At 59.3% G+C, this 22,875-nt stretch carries 19 protein-coding genes; 7 read left to right on the forward strand and 12 right to left on the reverse strand.

All coding sequences use genetic code 11. From position 1 onward, the window contains the following. Positions 1 to 2: 2 nt before the first annotated feature. From algG to yaaA, 7 genes are all read right to left on the reverse strand, one after another. A complete protein-coding gene (gene algG / locus AC07N8_RS14995; RefSeq protein ID WP_493144457.1) occupies positions 3 to 1,592 on the reverse strand; it encodes a mannuronan 5-epimerase AlgG in 1,590 nt (529 codons plus the stop codon). 26 nt (positions 1,593 to 1,618) lie between these two features. Further along, positions 1,619 to 3,106 carry an alginate export family protein gene (locus AC07N8_RS15000; protein ID WP_483840343.1) on the reverse strand — a complete coding sequence of 496 codons (1,488 nt, stop codon included), beginning with the start codon at positions 3,104 to 3,106 and terminating at the stop codon, positions 1,619 to 1,621. Next, the gene (algK, locus tag AC07N8_RS15005; RefSeq protein ID WP_493144454.1) at positions 3,103 to 4,611 is read right to left on the reverse strand and encodes an alginate biosynthesis TPR repeat lipoprotein AlgK; all 1,509 of its coding nucleotides are present in this window, start codon (positions 4,609 to 4,611) and stop codon (positions 3,103 to 3,105) included. Before algK ends, AC07N8_RS15000 begins: the two co-directional genes overlap by 4 nt. 9 nt (positions 4,612 to 4,620) lie before the next feature. Next, a complete protein-coding gene (locus tag AC07N8_RS15010; RefSeq protein ID WP_483840345.1) occupies positions 4,621 to 5,790 on the reverse strand; it encodes a PilZ domain-containing protein in 1,170 nt (389 codons plus the stop codon). Between the two features lie 35 nt (positions 5,791 to 5,825). Next, a complete protein-coding gene (gene alg8, locus AC07N8_RS15015) occupies positions 5,826 to 7,307 on the reverse strand; it encodes a mannuronan synthase (RefSeq protein ID WP_483840346.1) in 1,482 nt (493 codons plus the stop codon). A gap of 151 nt (positions 7,308 to 7,458) precedes the next feature. After that, positions 7,459 to 8,775, reverse strand: a complete 1,317-nt coding sequence (locus AC07N8_RS15020; RefSeq protein ID WP_007942268.1) for a nucleotide sugar dehydrogenase — start codon at positions 8,773 to 8,775, stop codon at positions 7,459 to 7,461. Positions 8,776 to 9,600: 825 nt separating this feature from the next. Continuing rightward, a complete protein-coding gene (gene yaaA / locus AC07N8_RS15025) occupies positions 9,601 to 10,380 on the reverse strand; it encodes a peroxide stress protein YaaA (RefSeq protein ID WP_027924847.1) in 780 nt (259 codons plus the stop codon). Positions 10,381 to 10,636: 256 nt separating this feature from the next. Here yaaA and AC07N8_RS15030 point away from each other — a divergent pair, with 256 nt between their 5' ends. The 6 genes from AC07N8_RS15030 (at position 10,637) to AC07N8_RS15055 (ending at position 15,904) form a co-directional block, all read left to right on the forward strand. Beyond that, entirely contained in the window at positions 10,637 to 11,761 is a 1,125-nt protein-coding gene (locus tag AC07N8_RS15030; protein ID WP_483840348.1) for a polysaccharide deacetylase family protein, read from the forward strand. Positions 11,762 to 12,106: 345 nt separating this feature from the next. Beyond that, entirely contained in the window at positions 12,107 to 13,501 is a 1,395-nt protein-coding gene (locus AC07N8_RS15035; protein WP_483840349.1) for a PhoH family protein, read from the forward strand. A gap of 149 nt (positions 13,502 to 13,650) precedes the next feature. Beyond that, a complete protein-coding gene (moaC, locus tag AC07N8_RS15040) occupies positions 13,651 to 14,124 on the forward strand; it encodes a cyclic pyranopterin monophosphate synthase MoaC (protein WP_027924850.1) in 474 nt (157 codons plus the stop codon). Continuing rightward, positions 14,121 to 14,363: a molybdopterin converting factor subunit 1 gene (gene moaD / locus AC07N8_RS15045; protein WP_483840350.1), complete on the forward strand. Its 243-nt coding sequence runs from the start codon at positions 14,121 to 14,123 to the stop codon at positions 14,361 to 14,363. The genes moaC and moaD overlap by 4 nt, the downstream gene beginning before the upstream one ends. 3 nt (positions 14,364 to 14,366) lie before the next feature. Next, positions 14,367 to 14,819: a molybdopterin synthase catalytic subunit MoaE gene (moaE, locus tag AC07N8_RS15050; RefSeq protein ID WP_483840351.1), complete on the forward strand. Its 453-nt coding sequence runs from the start codon at positions 14,367 to 14,369 to the stop codon at positions 14,817 to 14,819. Between the two features lie 308 nt (positions 14,820 to 15,127). Beyond that, positions 15,128 to 15,904 carry an ABC transporter substrate-binding protein gene (locus AC07N8_RS15055; protein WP_493144445.1) on the forward strand — a complete coding sequence of 259 codons (777 nt, stop codon included), beginning with the start codon at positions 15,128 to 15,130 and terminating at the stop codon, positions 15,902 to 15,904. Positions 15,905 to 16,020: 116 nt separating this feature from the next. Here AC07N8_RS15055 and AC07N8_RS15060 read toward each other — a convergent pair whose 3' ends face one another. From AC07N8_RS15060 to AC07N8_RS15080, 5 genes are all read right to left on the reverse strand, one after another. Continuing rightward, positions 16,021 to 16,647 carry a helix-turn-helix transcriptional regulator gene (locus AC07N8_RS15060; protein WP_123433588.1) on the reverse strand — a complete coding sequence of 209 codons (627 nt, stop codon included), beginning with the start codon at positions 16,645 to 16,647 and terminating at the stop codon, positions 16,021 to 16,023. Between the two features lie 90 nt (positions 16,648 to 16,737). Continuing rightward, on the reverse strand, positions 16,738 to 17,865 hold the full coding sequence (locus AC07N8_RS15065) for an NAD(P)/FAD-dependent oxidoreductase (protein WP_493144443.1): 1,128 nt from the start codon (positions 17,863 to 17,865) through the stop codon (positions 16,738 to 16,740). A gap of 146 nt (positions 17,866 to 18,011) precedes the next feature. Beyond that, positions 18,012 to 18,959, reverse strand: coding sequence for an ornithine cyclodeaminase family protein (locus AC07N8_RS15070; RefSeq protein WP_493144441.1), 948 nt, complete (start codon positions 18,957 to 18,959; stop codon positions 18,012 to 18,014). Positions 18,960 to 19,097: 138 nt separating this feature from the next. Continuing rightward, positions 19,098 to 20,585, reverse strand: coding sequence for an ATP-dependent RNA helicase RhlB (gene rhlB, locus AC07N8_RS15075; RefSeq protein ID WP_493144439.1), 1,488 nt, complete (start codon positions 20,583 to 20,585; stop codon positions 19,098 to 19,100). A gap of 84 nt (positions 20,586 to 20,669) precedes the next feature. Then, the gene (locus AC07N8_RS15080; RefSeq protein ID WP_483840356.1) at positions 20,670 to 21,326 is read right to left on the reverse strand and encodes an alpha/beta hydrolase; all 657 of its coding nucleotides are present in this window, start codon (positions 21,324 to 21,326) and stop codon (positions 20,670 to 20,672) included. 467 nt (positions 21,327 to 21,793) lie between these two features. Between AC07N8_RS15080 and AC07N8_RS15085 the strand changes: the two genes are divergently transcribed. After that, positions 21,794 to 22,825 carry an amino acid ABC transporter substrate-binding protein gene (locus AC07N8_RS15085; protein ID WP_123433592.1) on the forward strand — a complete coding sequence of 344 codons (1,032 nt, stop codon included), beginning with the start codon at positions 21,794 to 21,796 and terminating at the stop codon, positions 22,823 to 22,825. Positions 22,826 to 22,875: the final 50 nt, after the last annotated feature.

A 22,875-nucleotide genomic window follows, 5' to 3' on the forward strand; every position in this document is an offset into this window, starting at 1 on the left:
CCTCAGTCCCGCATTTCGGTCTGGCGTTCGACAGGGTCGATCAGCACGGCTTTCTGCTGGCGCACCAGCAAGTCGAGAATTTCATCCTGACGCTCGCCGAGAATCCCGCTGAAGCTGATGCCGCTGGATTTGGTCGGGGCGAGCATGGACACGCGATACAGCTCGACGCTCAGCGGCGAGTCGATGGACAGCGGGCCACTGCCGTTGCCGGCCAGTTCACCGCCGACCACAATCAGCGAGACTTCGGCGTCGAACGGGTCGAGCTTGATGTCGCGGTCGGTGTCGCTCAGGTCCTTGATGTGGCCGTAGACGCCGGTCAGGCCGTTGGCCAGGGACAGGTTTTCGTAGAGGCGGATGTTCACGCTGTTACGAATACGGATGCCGTGGCGTTTGTTGCTGATCACCTTGTTGCCGTAAATCAGGTTGTCGGCACTCTCGTAGAGGGTGATGCCGTCGGTGTGGTTCTTGTAGATCTCGTTGTAGGCGATCAGGTTGTTCACGCTGTTACGGTCGATCACCAGGCCCGACAACTTGTTGTCGTAGCTGCGGTTGTTGAAGATGAAGCTGTCGTTGACCTCACGGGAAATAATGATCCCGTGCTTCTTCTTGGTCCCGTAGACGGTGTTGTCGGCAATGATCAAACGGTGCGAACGGTCATGCGGGTCGATGCCGTAGACGATGTTGTCTTTGTAGGTGTTGCCCTTGACCACGAAGTCGCGGGTTTCGTAGCAGTAGAAGCCGTACCACATGTCCGAGAACTCGGAGCCGACGATCCAGCCTGTCGGTTCAGGGCGCTTCAAGACCTTGGCCATGTTCGGCGTGTACTGGGAAATACTCACGCCGTAGGACTTACTGTTGGCGTAGCCGAAACTGGCGATCTTGCTGTTGGCGATGTAGGTCTCGGTGCCACCCCAGGACAGCAGGAACGGACGGAATTCCTTCGGCGAGGTGAACGTCGCCGGGCCGTTGTCCTTCTCGCGCCAGCCAGTGATTTTGGTGTCACGCACAAACAGCTGGCCGTCGTTGACCAGGAACGAACCGGCTTCTTGGGACAGGCGCAATTCCTGAGTCTGTTTGTCGATTTCGAGGATGCCGTGACGGCCGACCACGATCGGCAACTTCGCCAGGAACACGCCCGGCGAAGTTTCGCTGAAGTACTGCTTGGGCAGTTTCTTCGCCAGGTCCTTGAGGTTCATGTAGCCGTCGTCAACGAAGATTGCCTGCGGGATACCGTGCTGACGCACCACCCACTCGGCCATCTTGTTGTCGCCGCCGATGAAGTCCTTCAGGGCGTCTTCCTGCATCATCCGGCGTACGCTGATCTTGCCAGCCTTGGTCCGCACGATTTTTGCGGCGATGGCTTCGGCGGTGTAGCCGGACAGGTCTGGCAGTTTTGGCTTGGCCAGCTCCAGCGGCGCGGTCGGTGCGCTGCTGACGGTGTAGGTCTTGGCCTGTTGCAAACCTTTGGCAAGGGTCGCCGGTTGTCCTTTCTGTACGGGCACGACCGGTTCCACATTGGCGAAGGCAGCCGCGCTGGCCAGCAGCATCGCGCCGGCCAGCAAGGAGATCGAACCTCGCTTCGAATTGTTCATGTCGGGCACTCCCTTCGCGGTTCGCATCAGAAGCGCCAGATCACGTCGATGAATGCGCGGTGCATGTACGAATCCACTTCCTTGCCGTACGCATCACCCGGCTTGAACACACCACCGCGGAAACGCACGAGGGCCGAAGGCTCGTCGATCGACTGGCTCAACGCCGCCGGCAACAGGCCTTGCTTGAAGTACTTGGTGACGACCAGGTCCATCTCCTGACCGAGGTCTTTTTCGCCATCGTTCAGCGGCAGGGACGTGGTGGAGAGAATCGCGCCGGTTGGGTCATCGGTGTTGTTCTCGACCGCGTTGATACCGTTGCTGCCGATCGGCTTGTTGCCGTCGACGCGCCAGAATTTGTGGTAGATCACGCTGGCGTCGTATTCGTCGTTGAGCATCCACGAACCGAACAGGGTGGCGGTCTGCATGTTCTGCATTTCGCCACGGAAGGCTTCGCCGAAACGGTGAACCCGCGAGCGAGTACCGGTGTAGTTCGAGCGGTTGCTTTCCAGGCCGTTCTGTTCGTACTCGGCACTGGCGCGAGCATAGGCTGCACCCACTTGCCATTGCGGATCGAGGCGCAGACGCACGCCGACATCCGTGGCCCAGCCATTGAGGTCTTGTCCGCGTTTGGCTTCGGTCGGAGGCGTGCCGTTGGCGTTCAGCGGGTTGACCGTGTCGGTGTCGCCGCTCATGCCGGTGATGCTGCCCCAGTAATTGACAGTGTTGGTGTTGCGCCAGTTATAGGCGTCGCTGTCGGCGGTCAGGCCCAGCCAGGTGATGTCGCCGTTCTGTTTTTTGTCCAGCGAATCGGCGGCTACGCCCGGTTCCGGGTAGTCGAGCTTGCCGTCATCGTGGGTGTGATGAGCGCGAACGCCCGCCCAGTTGCCCGGTGTCCACTGATACTCCGCATCGGCGTAGACGTGCAGGCGATCCTTGTCTTTTGGAGCCAGCTCCGTGAGGTCGGTGCGGTACTCGCTGAAGCGTTCGGCGACACCCATGTTGGCGCGCAACAGGGTGGTGTCGAAGGTCCAGTTCAGGGCTTCGATGTTGGTGTCGCGCCATTGGCCGTCAGCGTTGTGCAGGCGTTGACGACCGAACTTGAGCATCTCGCCCGGATACGGCGTGAGGCCGCTGTAGCCGACCCAAAATTCGCGCATCGCCAGGTAGTTTTTCTTGGTCTTGCGATCATCGTTGGTGGTCGGCGTGGTGCCATCGCTGGCAGTGCCTTGCAAGGTGTCCGTCTCGATGATGTCGGTGGCGGTCACGGCCTGGCCCATGGCGTAGGCGCTCCACGCGCCGCTTTCGCCGTAGACCCATGGACGCAGGTCGAGACCGACGCCGTTGACGTCGCCGCCGCTCTGGGTGCCGAGGTCGCTGTCGTCTTCGGACTGGCCGGTGACTTTCACTTCGAGGCCGAAGTTTTTGGTTTCAGTGATCGCGGCCAGTGTCGGGCAAGACCAGATCAGCGCGAACGTGAGGCCGATACCGGCCTTCATGAATGGATTCAACTTCATAGGGATTCCTCGCCGTCTTCTTCTTGCAGGGCATGCAGTTCCAGCGTGTTCTGGCTCAAGGACCCACGAACGGCCTGTTCTTGTTTCAACAGGCGTTGGGCCTCGGCGAGCTGGGCAGGCGGCAGTTGTGCTTCGAGTGTTTGCGCAAGCTCGGTGGCTTGCGGGGTGTCTTGAGCCTTGGCCAACTGGCTGAAGACGTAAGCGTTAAGCGGGTTGGGCTTGGTGCCCTTGCCTTGGGAAAACAGCTGGGCGATGGCGAAGTCGGCGCTGTTCTGGCCGTTGCGCGCAGCGGTCAGCAAGTGATCCAGGGCTTTCTGCGAATAGACTTTGCCCAGGTAGCCGCGGCGGTAGATCTGGCCGAGGTAGTAATCGGCGGCGACTTCGCGGCCGACGGCTTTCTGGAAATGTTCTTCGGCGACCTTGGCGTCGGCCGGGACCATCTTGCCTTCGTAGTAGAGCTTGCCCAACAACAGTTCGGCGCGCGGCTGGTCGGCGGCGCGACCGTTGTCCAGGTACTTCATCATTTGGTCGACGTCACCCAGTTCTGGGAAGTCGTAGATCAATTGCGCGAGGGTGACCCACGACGCCGGGTAGCCCGGAGCGATAGGTTCGAGCAGCGACTGCGCGGTTTTCTCGTCGGTCTTGCCCAGGGTCGGGTCCGCGAGTACACGGGCGACGCTGTCGACCCGCTGCGCGGAAACGGTGCCGCGAGCGTGTGCGGCTTGCATTTGTTTGATCAGCTCGGCTTGTTGCTCGGGCTTGGCCTGTTTCTGATAAACCGTGGCCAGTTCGACGTAGCAGATGTCGGTAGTGTTCAGCGCGGCTTTGCAGATGCTGGCGACTTCGTCCAGGTGCTGGTCGTAAGTGCCTTGGGTGCGATAGAGCAACACTTGCGCCAGACCCGCTTCCGGTTTGCCTTCGGCGCGCCATTGGCTGATCTGCTTCTGCGCATCGATGTTCGGGAAGCTGTGCGGGTATTGCAGGTACAGCATGGCCAGCGGAATCAGGGTGTTGCCTTCGCCATTGGCCGAGGCTTTTTTCAACAGGCCTTCGGCTTCGTGCTGTTCGGCTTCGGTAGAACCCGGCTTGGCCACCAGCAGGCGACCGAGGCGAGCCTGCGCCCGCGGCGAGACGTCGGCCGCGGCGCGGTAAGTCGCCTCGGCCTGCTTGATCTGCGCCGGGTCACGGCTGTCGACCTGAATATCGGCCAGGCCCACTTGAGCCTCGCTGTAGCCGAGGTCGGCCAGTTGCTTGTAGTTCTGCTGCGCGAGCGCGGTGTCGCCGCGCTTGAGGGCTTCGTTGGCCAGACGCTGGTCGGGCAGGCCGGCGCAACCGCTGAGGCTGACTGCCAACGCAATAGCGCACAGCGATCCCATGTGGGAGCGAGCCTGCTCGCGAAGCTGACTTTGCGGTGTTTCAGACAGACCGCGCGACCCCTTTCGCGAGCAGGCTCGCTCCCACAGGGACTGCGGTGTGTTCGAGATTTTTGTGATGGTCACGGGCATGTCCTCGACTTAAAGACCGGCGGCCATGGCTTTGTCGATCAGCCAGTTCAGGTTCGGGCCACGATCGCTGTTCACTTCCACCGGGCGACCGGCGAGGCTGCTGTCCAGGGCTTCGTCAGGCTGGATCAGCACACGAATGTCGGACGACAGGTCGGCGCTTTTCAGGCTGGTGCTGCTGACGATCTTGCCGGTGCGGGTTTTGTCTTCGCCGGCGATCTGGAAGCTGACCGGAGTACCTGGACGCACGTCGCGGAACTGGCGATAGGAGAAGCGCGCTTCGACGTTGGCTTCGCTGTTACGCGGCACCAGCTGGAAGATCACGTCGCCCTTGCTGGCGTACTGACCGTTGGCGACCATTTGTTGGGCCACGGTGCAATCGCACGGCGAGGTCAGGGTGCCGGTCATTTGCTTGCCGAACAGTTCTTCAACCTTGGCTGGTTGCAGTTGGTTGTCGTCCAGATGCCCTTTGAGCACGTCGAGCATGCTGGTGCTGAACGTGGCGAGCGGGGCGCCTTTGGCGGCCACGCCGTCAGCCTTGATCAGGCTCTGCACGGTGCCGTCGCGCGGCATGGTGATGTTCATGCCCGGCACGCTGACCAGGCCGGCCTGTGCGTGGCTGACGAAGTACATGCCGTACACCGATTTGAAAACGAAACCGAATGCGGCGACGCCGACGATGAAAATCCCCAGGCTGAAGGTCACTGCACGCAGGCGACCGAATGCGCTCATGCCGTGACCGCCGTCCTTGACCTTGCGCGCCTTGGTGAAGTTGTCGCGCTGCAGGGTCGCCAGCACTTCACCCATGCTGACGATGTCGCCGGCCAGGTGAGAGGTGATCAGGTGACGCAGGGTCGAAATGTCTTGCGGTTCGAGGTTCTGGAACTGGCAACCGGCACGGCCGGTCTGGCGGTCGAAGGAGCGAACCTGCAACTCCACGTCCATGGCCAGGCCGAGGTTGTCGATGACAAATTGCAGGCGAGCCTTGTACACATCACCGATCTTCAGCGGCAGCTGACCGGCGTTGAACGCCAGGCCGCCAGCGGAAAGGTCGATCACACGGGCTTCAACCGGCGTCCGGTCCGGACCGAAGAAACGCAGCTTGGCCGGGATTTTCACTCGGGCGTGTTGGCGCTGGGCTTCGGATTCATGCACTACGTTGGCGTTGACGGCGGTATTCATAGGGGCGATTTCCTTGTTAATTCAATAGGGGCGGGTCAGACCATCATCAGCAGCACGGCGACAAAAATGCTGCCGGCGGAGAAGGTCATGGTCCGAGACGACCAGGTGTTGAACCAACGTTGAAAGCTGGCGAGATCACGGGTCAGAGAAGTGGGTTGGCGAGTCCAGGACTGTTGATCGAGGCGGAAGAACACGTAGATCTTCACCAGCGCGCCGACGATCTGGTTGTAATAGAGAATCGCCGGGTAGGCCGGGCCGATCCGGTGACCGGAAAGGGACAGCATCAAGGTCAGGATCAGGCGGGTAATGCCGATCCACAGCAGGTAAACCAGGATGAACGCGGTGCCGTATTTGAAGCTGGCAATCAGCGCGACCGTCAGGCCCAGCAACGAGGTCCACATCGACACGCGCTGATCGAACAGCACCACCGAGGTGAACAGGCCGAGGCGCTTCATCCCCAGGCCCAGGGCGCGGGAGTTCTGGCGCAGGTTGTTGCCGTACCAGCGGAACATCAGCTTGCGACTGGCCTTGATGAAGCTCTTTTCCGGCGGATGCTCGACGGTGTTGATCGCGGCGTCAGGCACGTAGAAGGTGTCGTAACCCAGGCGCATCAGGCTGAACCAGCTCGACTTGTCGTCGCCGGTCAGGAACTTGAAACGACCCAGGCGCCAGTGTTGCAGCGAGTCGCTTTCCACGTCGGCAATGAATTCCGGGTTGGTGACGACCGTGGCACGGAACACCGACATGCGCCCGGTCATGGTCAATACGCGCTTGGACAGGGCCATCGAGCACATGTTGATGTGACGCTGGGCGAAACGCAGCTTGTGCCATTCGCTCATGATGTAGCCGCCGCGCACTTCGCAGAACTCGTTGGTGGTCAGGCCGCCGACGTTGCCGAACAGCTGGAACCACGGCACGGTCTTGCGCACTGTGCCTTCGCCGAGCACGGTGTCGCCATCGATCACGGCGACCACGGCGCGGTCGTCCGGCAAGTGGCGGGAGATGGCGCGGAAACCGTAGGCCAGGCCGTCGCGCTTGCCGGTGCCGGGGATGCGCACGAAGTCGAGCTTGACCCGGTCCGGCGGATTCATCCGCGACCAGAGGCTCTTCACCAGCTTCTCATCGGACATTTCCACGATGGAGCAGACCATGGTGGTCGGCAGGCCGCAGTCGATCGCTTCACGAATCACCGAGGCGTAGACCTGCGCGGTGGTCAGCGCGTCGATACGGAAACTGGTGACCATCAAAAATACATGGGACGGGTCTGCCGCTTTGCCCAGCTTGCGCACTTTACGCCGCAGGTGGGGGTAGACCACGTACAGGAACAGCATGCCGCGCAGAAAGTGCGTGGCACCCATCGAGTAACGCCAGATCCCGATGAAGCCGATCAGGAAAATGAAGTCCTTCGACTCGGAGTCGAACGTGGACGCAGGCAACGCCATGGCGATGCCCATCAATAAACTTAGGTAAAACAGCCAACCGGCGGCCTGAAGTAGGCCGTGCTTTAGCCTGTGCATAATCGGAATCCTAAAGTCAGTTGCAAGCCCCGCGCCCCTGTAGGAGCCCGGCTTGCCGGCGATGGCGATCTCAAGTCCGTCATCGTCGGCAAGGCGGGCTCCTACAGGTGTTTCATCCGCGAAAGCGCGGTGTCAGAGACGGGATTCCGTATTACCAGCAGATGCCTTCGGTGCGGCCCGAAACGCTGGTGGCTTTGGTCATGAAGCCCACCAGGTCGACCACTTGCTTGCCGTGCGGGGCGTTCTGCGCCAGGGCGCGGAATTTCTCGTCACGGTTGCCGAGGATGATCACGTCGGAGTTGTTGATCACGTCGTCGAAGTCGGAGTTGAGCAAGGACGAGACGTGAGGGATTTTCGACTCGATGTAATCCTTGTTCGCACCGTGAACACGGGCGTATTCGACGTTGCTGTCGTAGATGCTCAGGTCGTAACCCTTGCCGATCAGCATTTCGGCCAGATCCACCAGCGGGCTTTCGCGCAGGTCGTCGGTGCCGGCCTTGAAGCTCAGGCCCAGCAGGGCGACTTTGCGTTTGTCGTGGCTGGAAACGATGTCGAAGGCGTTCTGCACCTGGGATTCGTTGCTGCGCATCAGCGAGTTCAGCAGCGGTGCTTCCACGTCCAGGGAACCTGCGCGGTAGGTCAGGGCACGCACGTCTTTTGGCAGGCAAGAGCCGCCGAACGCGAAGCCTGGGCGCATGTAGTACTGGGACAGGTTCAGGGTTTTGTCCTGGCAGACCACTTCCATCACTTCACGACCATCGACGCCGACGGCCTTGGCGATGTTGCCGATTTCGTTGGCGAAGGTGACCTTGGTGGCGTGCCACACGTTGCAGGTGTACTTGATCATCTCGGCAACGGCGATGTCCTTGCGGATGATCGGTGCGTCGAGTTCTTCGTACAGCGATTGCAGAACGTCGCCCGATGCCTTGTCGAACTCGCCGATGACGGTCATTGGTGGCAGGTCGTAGTCGGCGATCGCGGTGCTTTCACGCAAGAACTCAGGGTTCACTGCAACGCCGAAGTCGACGCCGGCTTTCTTGCCGGAGCAATCTTCGAGGATCGGGATCACTACATTGGCCACGGTGCCCGGCAGCACGGTGCTGCGAACCACGATGGTGTGGCGGGTGGTCTTGTCACGCAGGACAAAACCGATTTCGCGGCACACGGCTTCGATGTAGTTCAGTTCCAGGTCGCCGTTTTTCTTGCTGGGCGTACCGACGCAGATCATCGACAGGTCGGTGTCACGAATCGCCTCGGCGAAGTTGGTCGTGCCACGCAGTTTGCCGGTATCGATACCCTTGCGCAGAAGTTCGCCCAGGCCCGGTTCAACGATCGGCGATTTGCCGGCATTGATCATATCGATTTTGTCTTTGGCAACATCGACGCCAACGACGTCATGGCCCCGTGCAGACAGGCAACCGGCACAGACAGCGCCGACATAACCCAAACCAAATATGCTGATGCGCATCGCAATTACCTCTCTGTTATCAAGACTGTTTTCACTAGCCATAAGATGGCCGGAGTTAAAGGTGTTTAGCGGTCATAGTGCACTCGAAAGTGCGGCTTACAGGCGCCACAATGCCGTGTGCAGGCATACTAAGTTCCGAGTGTCTAAATAAGTGCACTCAAGATGTGCGCAACTAGGCCTTATTATTATGACGTGCCCTGTTATGCAGCCGGTCCTCTGGCCTGAGGACGCTTGTGCAAGGATCTTGCGCGCTCAATGCCAGGCGATAAGCCTGTAAATCAAGCGGTTGGGTGCTCGGGAGAGCACGTTTATAGGGGCGCTGCCTTGGCCTTGTAGGGGATATTAATGATGCGTATCTCCTGTCCTTCGTGTGTTGCCCAAATAAGCGACTCATGTTCGGAAGTTAATGTGACAACTTCGCTATGTGAATGGCTTGTCTGCGTAAGTTATCTCGTACAAGCACGTTGATAATCGTTACCGGTGGTATGAACTACGCATTTGGACATAGTTCCAGTCCGCCCATCGCGAAATCTGAAATTTCTTGAAATATTAAGAAAGATGGCACTACTTTCAAACTGATGGCACTTGCTGTTTCACCCTTGATACATAGGGGGCTAACCGAGTTCGATAGTTTTATGCCACTACCGATAAAAATTTTCAGTGCCACTACTGAAAAAAAACACCGAAGTCGAGTGAAACAAAAGTTAGAAAATTTGGTGATGTTTTATTGGCGTCAATAAGTCGACGATATGGGGCGGGATTGTTCGACGAACGGGCGTCGGCGCACGACGAGGATTAAAAGAGTCGTGCGCCGGGTTGGTGCTTTTATTCGGGGGCGTGATCGCGCAGGAAAACCAGGTTGTCCGGTTTGGACTGTTCGGCGCTGTAGCGGTAACCCTGAACGTCAAATTGCTTGAGGTCGGCTGGGTTGTTGATGCGCTCCTCGATGACGAAGCGACTCATCATGCCGCGGGCTTTTTTCGCGTAGAAACTGATGATCTTGTACTGGCCGTTCTTCAGGTCCTTGAAGTCGGTATTGATGATGCGCGCGTTCAAGGCGTTGCGTTTGACGGCCGAGAAGTACTCGTTGGACGCCAGGTTCAGCAGCACGTCATCGCCTTGATCGGCCAGCGCTTCGTTCAGCCATTCGCTGATGCGCGTACCCCAGAAGGCATACAGGTCTTTGCCACGGGCATTCGCCAGCTTGGTGCCCATCTCCAGGCGATACGGTTGCATCAGGTCCAGCGGGCGCAGCAGGCCATACAGGCCGGACAACATGCGCAGGTGCTGCTGGGCGTAATCGAAATCGGCTTCGCTGAAGGTTTGTGCGTTGAGACCGGTATAGACGTCGCCCTTGAAGGCCAGCAGCGCCTGCTTGGCGTTTTCCGGGGTGAACGCGGGTGTCCAGCTGCCGAAACGCGCGGCGTTGAGGCCACCGATCTTGTCCGAGACGTGCATCAGTTCGCTGATTTGCGCCGGCGTCAGGTCGCGCAGCTGCATGATCAGCTCTTGGGAATGATCGAGGTACTGCGGCTGGGTAAAGCGCTGGGTCGCCGGCGGTGTTTCGTAATCGAGGGTCTTGGCGGGGGAAATCACCATCAGCATGAAGTCGTCTCCTTTAATCGTGGGCGCGATTCTAGGGGGTAGCGGCGGATGACTCCAGCTATCAAGGCGATAGGTGATGATCGGTGGCAATCCGAATACCTGTGGGAGCGAGCCTGCTCGCGAAGAGGGCGGCACATTCAACATCTATGTTGCCTGACGCACCGCGTTCGCGAGCAGGCTCGCTCCCACAGTAGGTCGTGGCGCTAGTGCGGGATCGGCTATAGTGCGCCGCGGGTTTTGTTATGGAGACATCCCATTGCGTATCGTTTTTCTATTCTCGGCCTGGCTATTGAGCTTTGGCGCCCTGGCGGCGCCCGGTGATCTGGCGACGCTGGATCGCAGCACCTGGCCTGAGAAGCTCAGCAGCCCGACCCTGTTCGACGTGGCGTCGCGGGCCGAAATCCTCATGTTCGCGCGGGTGCTTCTGGCCAGCGAATCGCTGGATGAACCCGCACTGGCTCAACGCCTGGGGTTGCGAAAAATCAATCTGGAAGCGGTCAACCAACTGCGCCAGCGTCTGTGGCAGCGTTTGTTGACCAACTACAACTTTGCCCAGCAAAGCTGCGATCAGGATGCGTCTTTCTGTTTCCTGGTCGAAGACATGGAGACGTTGCGCGGGCAAGCGGCCAAGTTCCTGGTCAGCGACGACAGCTACTACATCAAGTGGGCCGAACCGAGCCGGTTGTTCCACGCGCAGTACCTGGACGAGCAACTGCGCAAGGCCGCCCTGTTTCCACAGACCAGCAGCGAAGTCGATCGTTTTGGCGACTATGAACACACTGGCGATGCCATGCATGACCGGCTGTTTTTGCTGACCTTCGACAGCGCCGCCAACGTCGCGCCGGACAACACCGGTTGGGCCGCCGAGTACCTGCGCAAGTCGAACATGAGCGGCACGTTCTTTGTTCTCGGCAAGGACATTCAGGCACGCCTGGCTGCCGACTCGGTGGCCAGCCTGCAAGCGATGTACTCGCAGCAATGCATCGGCGTACAGGGCTGGGAGTTCCGCTCCCACAGCCACTGGCAGGACTGGCAGGACTCGGTGCGACGCAGCGTCGAACTGGTCAAAAGCAAATTGCCGGAGAACTACGTGCCGCTGTTTCGTCCTCCCGATGGCCAGCGCCGCTCCGATGCCGAAGGCTTCTTTAATGCCCAGGGTTTGCAGGTGGCGTTATGGAACATCGATGCGCAGGACGGGGCGGGCAAGCTCAAGGGCAACCCGAGCGCGCAACGCGTGCTGACGCTGATGCTGCTGTGGCGCCATGGCGTGATCAATTTCAATGTGAAGCAGGACGCGTTAAAAACGGCGATGCCCTGGCTGATTACGCAAACGGCGCAAAGCGGGATCGGTTGGGAAGACTGTCAGGACGGTTTTCGCTGAAACGCGCTGCTTGGCACAAACCCCGTAAACATTGGGTTTGGGGCGTTTTTGAGAGGAATTTCGATGCAGGCGGACTTCCGACTTTAACGGGGTAGTGGCAGTCCGCCAAGTGCTATTGGTCATTCTGAAAAATAAACTTCAAAAAAACGTCAAAGTACTTTTTTCTGTCACACGTTTTGGAGTATTACGAAGACAGACCGCCGAAACCTGCAACACAGGTGGCGTCTTCCAAGACCCGTTTGTTTTGCAGTCACTTGATTCTCCGCAGGTGAGATTCGGCGGCCACTTCGAGGCGCAGCACCGCCAAGGTATTGCGTCTACTGGCTCCCACAAAGGTGACCGAGTATGGATGATCACGGACGTAGCTCTTCTTCCAACCAGCCAATCCTTTATGTACTCGATACCAACGTATTGATTCACGATCCAAACGCGCTGCTCAACTTCGAAGAACACCACGTTGCCATCCCGATGACCGTCCTTGAAGAGCTCGACAAGCTCAAGAGCGGGCATCACAGCGTGGCTGCGGAATGCCGTCAAGCCATTCGCCTGATCGACAAGACGCTGGGCGATGCCAGTCCTGAAGATGTAGAGCTGGGTGTGCCGATCCAGCGTGGCAAAAGTGGGCCCAAGGGTTTGCTGTCAATTCTGATGAGCAAACGCACCGAACCGAACATCATTCTTCCCGAACACCTGAACGACAACATCATCATCAATCAACTGATTGATCTGCACGCGCGCGAGCCCAAGTTGCCCGTCGTGCTGGTCACCAAAGACATCAACATGCGCCTCAAGGCCCGGGCGTGCGGGATCGCGGCCGAGGACTACAGCACCGACCAACTGGTAGACGACGTTTCGTTACTGCCTAACGGCTACCACAACATGGACGGCTCCTTCTGGGATCGTGTGAAGAATGTCGAAACCCGTCAAGACCACGGTCGCACCTGGCACCAGGTGCAGCTGATCGACAACCTGCCGGCTGTGCATATCAATGAGTTCATCATCGATGAACAGGGTTTTGTCGGCTGGATCAAGGAGATCGAAGAAGACAAGCTGCTGATTCTCGACCTGCACCAGGAACCCCTGTTGCACCAGGAAGCCTGGGGCCTGAAACCGCGTGACATCTATCAAAGCCTGGCGCTGTACGCCTTGCTCGATCCGGATATCCACCTGGTCAACCTGACCGGGGCAGCAGGTTCCGGTAAAACCATCCTGGCCCTGGCGGCGGCGATCGAGCAGACCATGGTCAGCAAACGTTATCGCCGGATCATCGCGACCCGTAGCGTGCAGGGCCTGGACCAGGAGATCGGCTTCCTGCCTGGCACCGAGGCAGAAAAAATGGAGCCTTGGCTGGGCGCCATCACCGACAACCTCGAAGCCTTGCACATGGATGACGAAAACACCCATGGCAGCGTCGACTACATCCTCAGCAAAGTGCCGTTGCAGTTCAAATCCCTCAACTACATCCGGGGTCGCAGCTTCCAGCAGAGCCTGATTTTGATCGATGAATGCCAGAACCTGACACCGCACCAGATGAAAACCATCATCACCCGTGCCGGCGCCGGTTCCAAAGTGGTGTGCCTAGGTAACCTGGCGCAGATCGACACCCCATACCTGTCCGCGACCAGTTCCGGGCTGACGTACCTGACCGAACGCTTCAAAGACTTCCCCAACGGTGTGCACATCACCCTGCAAGGGGTGCCTCGTTCGATTCTGGCCGAATACGCCGAATCGCATTTGTAACTGCTCAACCCAAACCGGGCGGCCCCAAAGGTCGCCCGGTTTTTTATGCCCAACACACATCTCCCTGTAGGAGTGGTGAGCCGATAATCTAGGGTGCGGAAAATTGACCCGCAGGTTTACAATCGACGCTCCTGATCAGGAGTAACCCTGTGCTGACTCATCTCGATTCCCAAGGTCGCGCCAACATGGTCGACGTCACTGAAAAAGCCGTGACGTTCCGTGAAGCGACGGCCCAAGCGCTGGTGCGCATGTTGCCCGAAACGTTGCAGATGATCGTCAGCGGCGGTCACCCCAAGGGTGATGTGTTCGCCGTGGCGCGTATCGCCGGCATTCAGGCGGCGAAGAAAACCAGCGATCTGATTCCCCTGTGCCATCCGTTGATGTTGACCGGCGTCAAAGTCGAGCTCAGTGCCGAAGGCGACGACACCGTGCGCATCGTCGCGCGCTGCAAGTTGTCCGGGCAGACCGGCGTCGAGATGGAAGCGCTGACCGCTGCCAGCGTCGCGGCATTGACCATCTACGACATGTGCAAGGCCGTTGATCGCGGCATGACCATCGAAAGCGTGCGCCTGTTGGAGAAGGTCGGCGGCAAGAGCGGGCATTTCCAGGCGGATCAGCCATGAACGTTATCGTGAAGTTTTTCGCGCGTTACCGTGAAGCGCTCGGCGTGGACTCGGTCAAGGTTGAAGGCGATTTCGCCACGGTCGACGACGTGCGTGCGCTGCTGGCTCAGCGTGACGGTGCCGAGGTGTTGAGCGAGCAGAACCTGATGTGCGCGCGCAACGAAGACCTTTGCCAACTCGACGAGCCGGTGAGCGATGGCGATGAAGTGGCATTCTTTCCGACCGTGACCGGGGGCTGATCCATGGCGATTCGCGTGCAGTCCATGGCGTTCGATCCGGGTGCTGAAGTCAACGCCATGCACGCTGCCAATGTCGGCGTGGGCGCGGTGGTGAGTTTTGTCGGCTACGTGCGCGACTTCAATGACGGGCTCGATGTGGCCGGGATGTTTCTTGAGCACTACCCGGGCATGACCGAAAAAGCCCTCGGCAAGATTGCCCTCGAGGCCGAGCAGCGCTGGCCGCTGTTGAAGCTGGAAGTGCTGCACCGCATCGGTGCCCTGGAACCGGGCGAGCCGATCGTCTTTGTCGGCGCCGCCAGCGCCCACCGCCAGGCAGCGTTCGATGCCTGTGCCTTTGTCATGGACTACCTGAAAACCCGTGCGCCGTTCTGGAAGAAGGAAAACACCAGTGACGGCCCGCGCTGGGTTGAGGGGCGTGACAGCGATCATGCGGCGGCGGATCGCTGGAAGAAGTAGTTCCTGCGGAGTTCTCTAGCCAGTCTTCGCGAGCAGGCTCGCTCCCACAGTTGATCTTCATGAACACAAAATTTGTGTACGACGAAAATCCCTGTGGGAGCGAGCCTGCTCGCGAAGGGGCCATTCGCTTCATCCAATAGCGCCCTGACTCACCACCCGACCATTGGCCAGGCATGATCCCGCTTGCCCGATTGACGATTAATACATAAAAGTCCAGTATGGAATTATAAGTACAAAAAAAGGCGTCCCCCCGTTTCTGCTCTTTCTTCTGTCTTGCCAAACCAACAACAACCCGCGAGAGAACGAACATGAAGAAATTCCCCCTCATCACCGGTCTGGCCCTGAGCCTGTTGGCGTGCACCAGTGTGTTTGCCGCCGAGAAAGCCCTGCGAATCGGCATCGAAGCTGCCTACCCGCCGTTCGCCTCGAAAACCGACGAGGGTAAGATTGTCGGTTTCGACTACGACATCGGCAATGCGTTGTGCGCACAAATGAAGGTCGAGTGTGTATGGGTCGAAGGCGAATTCGACGGTCTGATTCCTTCCCTGAAAGTGAAGAAAATCGACATGGCGCTGTCGTCCATGACCATCAATGAAGACCGCAAGAAGTCGGTGGATTTCACCCACAAGTATTACTTCACGTCCTCGCGCCTGGTGATGAAGGACGGCGCGGTGGTCGATGACCAATACGCCAGCCTCAAAGGCAAGACCGTTGGTGTGCAGCGCGCGACCACCACCGACCGTTACGCCACCGAGGTGTTCGAAACGAAGGGCATCAACGTCAAGCGCTACGGCAACAACGAAGAAATCTACATGGACCTGGCAGCCGGTCGCCTTGATGCGATTTTTGCCGACACCATCCCGTTGAACGACTTCCTGTCGATGCCGCGTGGCAAGGGTTACGCGTTTGTCGGACCGGAATTGAAGGACCCGAAATACGTGGGCGAGGGCGCGGGGATTGCGGTGCGCAAGGGCAACACTGAATTGGTCAGTGAACTGAACGCGGCGATTGATGGCATTCGGGCGAGTGGCGAATATCAGAAGATTTCGGACAAGTACTTCAAGTCCGATATCTACGGCGACTGAAAAACCGCTTTCGCGAGCAGGCTCGCTCCCACATTTGATCTCCAAATGGCGCAGATTCAGTGTGGGAGCGAGCCTGCTCGCGAAGAGGCCGGATCAAACAACACAAACCTCAGATCCTAGCCCTTCAATTCCTTCAAATGCTTGTAAACCGTCGCCCGGCCCATGTTCAGCACATTGGCCACATAGTTCGACGCGCTCTTGCCCTTGAAAGCGCCTTCGGCGTGCAGCGCCAGCACCAGTTCGCGTTTATGGTCGCGTGTCAGCAGGTTCAGGCTCAACTGGCGCTCACGCAGCCAGGCGTGCAGGAAGGTGTTGATCCGCTCCTGCCAGTCATCTCGAAACAGTGAGTCCGGTTGCGGGATCAGCTTGCTCGGCGACAGGAACAGGTCGAGCGCCGCCTTGGCATTCTCGAACAGCGAGATGTTCAGGTTGACGCACAACACCGCCAGCGGATGACCTTCGCCATCGCGCAATACGGTGCTCAAGCTGCGAATCTTCTGACCGTCCCAATTGAGCTTTTCGTACGGCCCAATGTTGGTTTCGCTGACATCGTCGCTGAGCATGTCCTCCAGCGCCGCGTCATCGCCGATTTCCCGTTTTGACAGGTTATTGGCGATGTAGTCGATCTTCTGCGTGCGCAGGTCGTGCAGCACCACCTCGGCATGAGGAAAGAACAGCGTGGCGATGGCATCGGCGATCGCTCGGTAATTGTCCAGCGCCGGGTCTTTTTCAGGTGCGTTCATACAGTGGAGCTCCAGGCAGCGTCAGCGCCCTGTAAAAACGGGCGCTGGAAGTTTGCCGCAATCGTGGCGACACGTCACCTGAACAGGCGATCAGCCGAGGCGAGCGAGGGAGAGCATGTCGGCGTCCAGACCGAAACGCGTGAGCTGCTCGGGCAAGCATTCTCCGCGTACCAGCGCTGCGCTGGCCTGGCCCATGGCTGGCGACGTCTGGATGCCATAGCCGCCCTGTGCCGCTACCCAGAACAGGCCTGGGACCTGCAGATCGAAGCCGGACAGTAAATCGCCATCGCTGACAAAGCTGCGCAAACCGGCCCACGTGCGGGTCGGGCGGCGAATGGTCAGGGTGGTGGCCTCTTCGATCTGATAGATGCCCATGGCGATGTCCAGTTCTTCCGGCTGTACGTCGTGCGGTTCCACCGGGTCGGCGTTGGCCGGCGAACCGAGGAACATCCCCGCGTCGGGCTTCATGTAGAAGGACTCGTCGAGGCTGACCAGCATCGGCCAATGGTGGATGTCCACGCCCTCGGGCCCGGCGAAGATGAAGGCCGCCCGCCGTTTCGGTTGCAGGCCCAGCGGCCGGGCGCCGGCCAGCGCGCCGATTTTGTCAGCCCAGGCACCGGCGGCGTTGATGATGACGGGGGCGCTGAAGGTCTGGCCATTGGTGGTGACTTGCCACACGCCGTCGGCATCGCGGGTCAGGCTTAGCACTTCGGTGTCGGTAATGACCTCGCCTTTGTTGCGTCGGATGCCGCGCAAGTAACCCTGGTGCAGGGCATCGGTGTCGATGTCGCTGGCGGTCGGGTCGTAGATCGCGCCATGGACTTTTTCCCGGCGCAGGATCGGCAGGCGCGCGCAGGCTTCATCGGCGCTGAGCAGTTGCATCTCGGGCACCGTGGCTTTGGCGCTGAGGTATTGATTGTTCAGTTCAGCCGGGTCGCCGGTGAAGTCCACGGTCATCTCGCCGCGCGGAGTCAGCAGCGGGTGTTCGCAGAAGCCGGCAGGCGGCGCGTCGAAGAAGTCGCGACTGGCCTGGGTCAGCGCGCGAACCTGGGGCGTGCCGTAGGCGGCGGTGTACAGCGCGGCGGAGCGTCCGGTGGAGTGATAAGCCGGATGGGATTCGCGTTCGAGCACAATCACCTTGGCCTGCTGCGACAGCCAGAAACCGGTGGATGCCCCGGCAATCCCGCCGCCGATGATGATGAAATCTGCCTGGCTCATGAACGTCTCCTGTGGGGCGCAAATGCCGAAATTGTGGCGATCCCTGTGGGAGCGAGCCTGCTCGCGAATGCGGTTAATCATTCAACATTGATGTCGACTGACCCGACGCCTTCGCGAGCAGGCTCGCTCCCACGGGAGTTCAGTTGTTAGTTCTGTAATTGGTAGATGGCATTGGCCAGCGCGATGTCTTCCAGGCCCAGGCCGATGGAGCGGAAGAACACGGTCCGGTCGTAGTCGGGGCGTTGTACCTTGCCGCTCAGCAGATCGGGCAGGTCGCCGACTATCAAGCCCGTGTCCCAACCATGCTGCTCGCCGGCAATCAGCATTTCGCCCGCCGAGCCCGGCGTGGTCAGACGATAATCGCAGAACACCTGCATGTCATTGAGGCTCTGCGGCGGCACTTCGTGGGCGCGTGGGGCGTTGGTGCTGATGGAGGTGATCAGCGCCGGTTTGCTCAAGATAGCCGGGTCGATCACCGGGCTTGCGGACGATGTGCACAGCATGATCACGTCGGCGTCCTGAATCGCCGCTTCGCGATTGTCGGCGATGGTCAGGCGCGGGTCGAGACATTGGAGTTGCGCCAATACTTCGGGATTTTTGTCGCTCAGGCTTGGCGAGTAGAGGCTGATGCTTTGCCAGTCACGCAGGCCTTTGACGTAGTGCAGGTGCGCTTGGGCGACTTTGCCGCTGCCGATGATCGCCAGACGCTGCGCCTTTAAAGGCGCCAGTGCGTCGACAGCGACAGCGGTGGTTGCCGCCGTGCGGGCGGTGGTCAACTCACCGGCATCGCACAGCAACAACGGCTGCCCGGTTTGCATCGACATCAGCAACGTCCAGGCCGTCACCAGCGGGCCCTGTTCGCGCACGATGTAAGGCGAGGTCTTGACCCCGTAGACACCGTCCTGCGCCAGCACGCCGAGGTAATTGATGAAATCGCCGGCACCCTGAGGGAATTCAACCAGTTGCTGCGCCGGTTGTACGGCTTGGCCGGCCGCCAAGTCGCGGAACAGCTTGCGCAGGATCTGCGGGACGTCGACCTTCGCCAGTAGTTCGCGGGCCTGAGGCTGGGTGATCACGTAAGGCGTACTGGACATGGTCGGCTCCGGAAGCTGCAAGTAAACTAATTTGTCCATTATGGACTTTTAGTTGTGTTGGGCAAGCGCTTGTAAAAAAGCGAGGCGAAAAAAAAGCGCAGTCCGTTCCCGGCTGCGCCTCTTTCTGCAACTTCCCGGTTACGGGCGTTTGCGCTCAACCGCCCGCAGTAGATGCGTCGGAGGTGTTTCACAGCTGATCTTGCGGCCCAGCAACGCCTCAATGGACGGTAGCTGGTAGGAGTCGTCTTCACCGGCAAAGCTGATGGACACGCCATCGGCACCGGCGCGACCGGTACGACCGATACGGTGTACGTAGTCGTCCGGAACTTCCGGCAGGGTGAAGTTGATCACGTGGCTGATGCCGTCGATGTGAATGCCGCGACCGGCGACATCGGTGGCGACCAGCACGCGAATCTTGCCCTCGCGGAAACCTTCCAGGGTCTTGATGCGTTTGTGCTGCGGTACATCGCCGGACAGTTGCGCGGCGTTGACGCCATCGCGCACCAGGCGTTCTTCGATGCGGCGCACTTCATCCTTGCGGTTGGCAAACACCATCACCCGCTCCCAACCGTTGTCGTTGACCAGGTTGTAGAGCAGTTTGTATTTGTCGGCACCGGCAACGGCGTAGATGTGCTGCTCGACGTTTTCGCTGGCCACGTTCTGCGACTCGATCTCGACGATCGACGGTTCGGTGGTCCATTGCTTGGCGAGGTTCATCACGTCTTCGGTGAAGGTCGCGGAGAACAGCAGCGTCTGACGCTCGTTCTTCGGTGGCGTCTGGCGAATGATCTGACGCACTTGTGGGATGAAACCCATGTCGAGCATCCGGTCAGCTTCGTCCAGCACCATCACTTCGACCATGTCCAGGTGCACGTCGCCGCGCTGGTTGAAGTCGAGCAGGCGGCCCGGGGTGGCCACGAGGATGTCGCAGTGACGGGCTTCGAGGTGCTTGAGCTGCTTGTCGAAGTCCATGCCGCCGACAAACGTCATGACGTTGAGGCCGGTGTACTTGGTCAGGTCGGCCGCGTCCTTGGCGATCTGCACCACCAGTTCGCGGGTTGGCGCGATGATCAGCGCCCGCGGTTCACCCATGTAGCGCTCTTTCGGCGGCGGGGTTTCCAGCAGTTGGGTGATGATCGAAATCAGGAACGCGGCCGTTTTGCCGGTGCCGGTCTGGGCGCGACCGATGGCGTCTTTGCCCGCCAGGGTGAAGCCCAGCACTTGCGCCTGGATCGGCGTGCAGTACGGAAAGCCCAGGTCCTGGATGGCGTGCATCAGTTCGGGGGCGAGTTTGAAATCGTGGAAGCGGGTTTTGCCTTCCTGGGGTTCGACGACGAAGTCTTCGAGTTTCCAGGGAATAACCGGCGCTTTTGGCTTCGGTTCACGACGCGGTTTTGCAGGTTTCGGGGCTTCGCTGAGCGGTTGTTCCGCTGCGATGACCTCGACAGGAGGGGCGGCCGGTGTGGTCACGGGCTCGTGTTTCGGTGCCGCTACGGCAGCGGTCCGGCCAGGCTGATGACCGTCGGTGCGGTGGCTGGGGATGTGAGACGGAGCGCTGGCGACTGCGGCGAGCGGCTCAGCCTCGCTTTTACCGAACATCTTTTTGAGTGCTTTGAGCACGGTCATCTCATCAATTGGTTAAGGAATGTACGCCGGCCAGTGTAATGCAAGAAACGGGCGCGGCGTAGCGGGATGATCAAAGGAAGGCTTTTAACGCAAGCGCTCGGCGAGCCAGGTGCCGATATCGCGAATTTCTTCGGGTAACACTTCGTGGCCCATTGGGTATTCCTGCCATGTCACGGTGACACCACGCTGCTTTAAATGCTCATACGCAGAGCGGCCCATGGCGTTTTGCACCACGTCATCGTACTGGCCGTGCAAAGACAGCACGGGAATACGCTGCTGGCTGGCGGAAAGCTCGAGTTCATCGCTGAACGTCGGCGCGTAGGTGGAGAGGGCAAGTACGCCACCCAGCGCCCCCTGCCACTTCAGGAAAGCGGTGTGTAACACCACGGCGCCGCCCTGTGAAAAGCCTGCGAGAAAAATCCGCGAGGCGTCTATTCCAACGGCTCGCTGCACTTCGATCAATTTAATGATCCGTTGCGCTGACTCCTCCAGCTGCTCGCGGTTGATCGCGCGCGCCGGGCTCATGGCCAATATGTCGTACCAGCTCGGCATTTCGTAGCCACCATTAATGGTGACGGCGCAGGTCGGTGCCTGGGGCAGGACGAAGCGCGTGGTCAACAGGCTTTCCTGCAGGGCTTCGGCCACCGGCAGGAAGTCGTAGCGGTCGGCGCCCAAGCCGTGCAGCCAGATAACGCAAGCGTCTACGGGCTTTACGGGTTCAAGAATAAGGGGCTCGGTCATGGCTGCTCCATTGTTGTGCGTGCGCTCTGATTGGGTGCGAGATCCCAGTGCGCTTCAGGTTGATCAGTTAAGAAGATGTCGCAAGGCTACAAGTTTTGCTATTGACCTGTCGCGCAATCGGTTCAGCGAGCGGTCTGGTACGGGCTTTGCTATGGGAAAGCGGTGCAACCCATCTCGCCCCCTGCGGTAACACTATCAGTGTACTGCTGACGGCGGGATAGCAAAGAATCCGGTGATGGATGTTCGCCAGTGGCCGCTACGGGCTTCGCGAACGTGAAAGGGCTACAGCCCGTTCGGCCGATTGGTGAGAAGTGAGTTATCCATGATGTGGATTTTCTCCTACTAGACTCATAGCGCAGGTCCTACGTCGGTTGACCCCAAAAAAAGCCAACTCGGGTCGATTACGCCTCAAAAGGGTGCGGCAGGACTCAAGCTCCGACACAACAAGAGCAAAACTGGAGGTTTGAATGAAGATGTTGAAATCCACCCTGGCTATCGTGACTGCAGCCGCAGTACTCGGTATCAGTGGGTTCGCTCAGGCGGGTGCAACCCTGGATGCAGTGCAGAAGAAAGGTTTCGTACAGTGCGGTGTCAGTGATGGTCTGCCGGGCTTCTCGGTTCCAGACTCCACTGGCAAGATTGTGGGTATCGATGCTGACTACTGCCGCGCCGTGGCTGCTGCAGTGTTTGGCGATGCAAACAAAGTCAAATTCAGCCAGTTGAATGCCAAGGAGCGTTTCACCGCTCTGCAGTCCGGCGAAATCGACATGCTGTCGCGCAACTCCACCATGACCAGTTCCCGTGACGCGGGCATGGGCCTGAAGTTTCCTGGCTTCATCACTTACTACGACGGCGTGGGCTTCCTGGCCAACAGCAAGCTGGGCGTGAAAAGTGCCAAGGAACTGGACGGTGCAACCATCTGCATTCAAGCCGGTACCACTACCGAGCTGAACGTGTCCGACTACTTCCGTGCCAACAACCTGAAGTACACCCCGATCACTTTCGACACCTCCGATGAAAGCGCCAAGTCGCTGGAATCCGGTCGTTGCGACGTGTTGACCTCTGACAAATCCCAGCTCTACGCACAGCGCAGCAAGCTGGCTTCGCCGAAAGACTACGTGGTTCTGCCGGAAACCATTTCCAAAGAACCTCTGGGTCCAGTCGTGCGTAACGGCGACGACGAGTGGCTGGCCATCGTTCGTTGGGTTGGCTACGCCATGCTCAACGCCGAAGAAGCAGGCGTGACTTCCAAAAACGTGGTTGAACAAGCCAAGTCGACTAAAAACCCTGACGTTGCCCGTCTGCTCGGCGCTGATGGTGAGTACGGCAAGGACCTGAAACTGCCGAAGGACTGGGTCGTCAAGATCGTCAGCCAGGTCGGCAACTACGGTGAAGTCTTCGAGAAAAACCTCGGCAAGAGCACTCCGCTGGAAATCGACCGTGGCATGAACGCCCTGTGGACCAACGGCGGCATTCAATACGCACCACCAGTGCGCTGATGGTTCTATCACCCGGTGGGCCAACCACCGGGTGATGTTCTGTTCCATTA

Source organism: Pseudomonas sp. GW821-FHT10C09, from assembly GCF_059415465.1.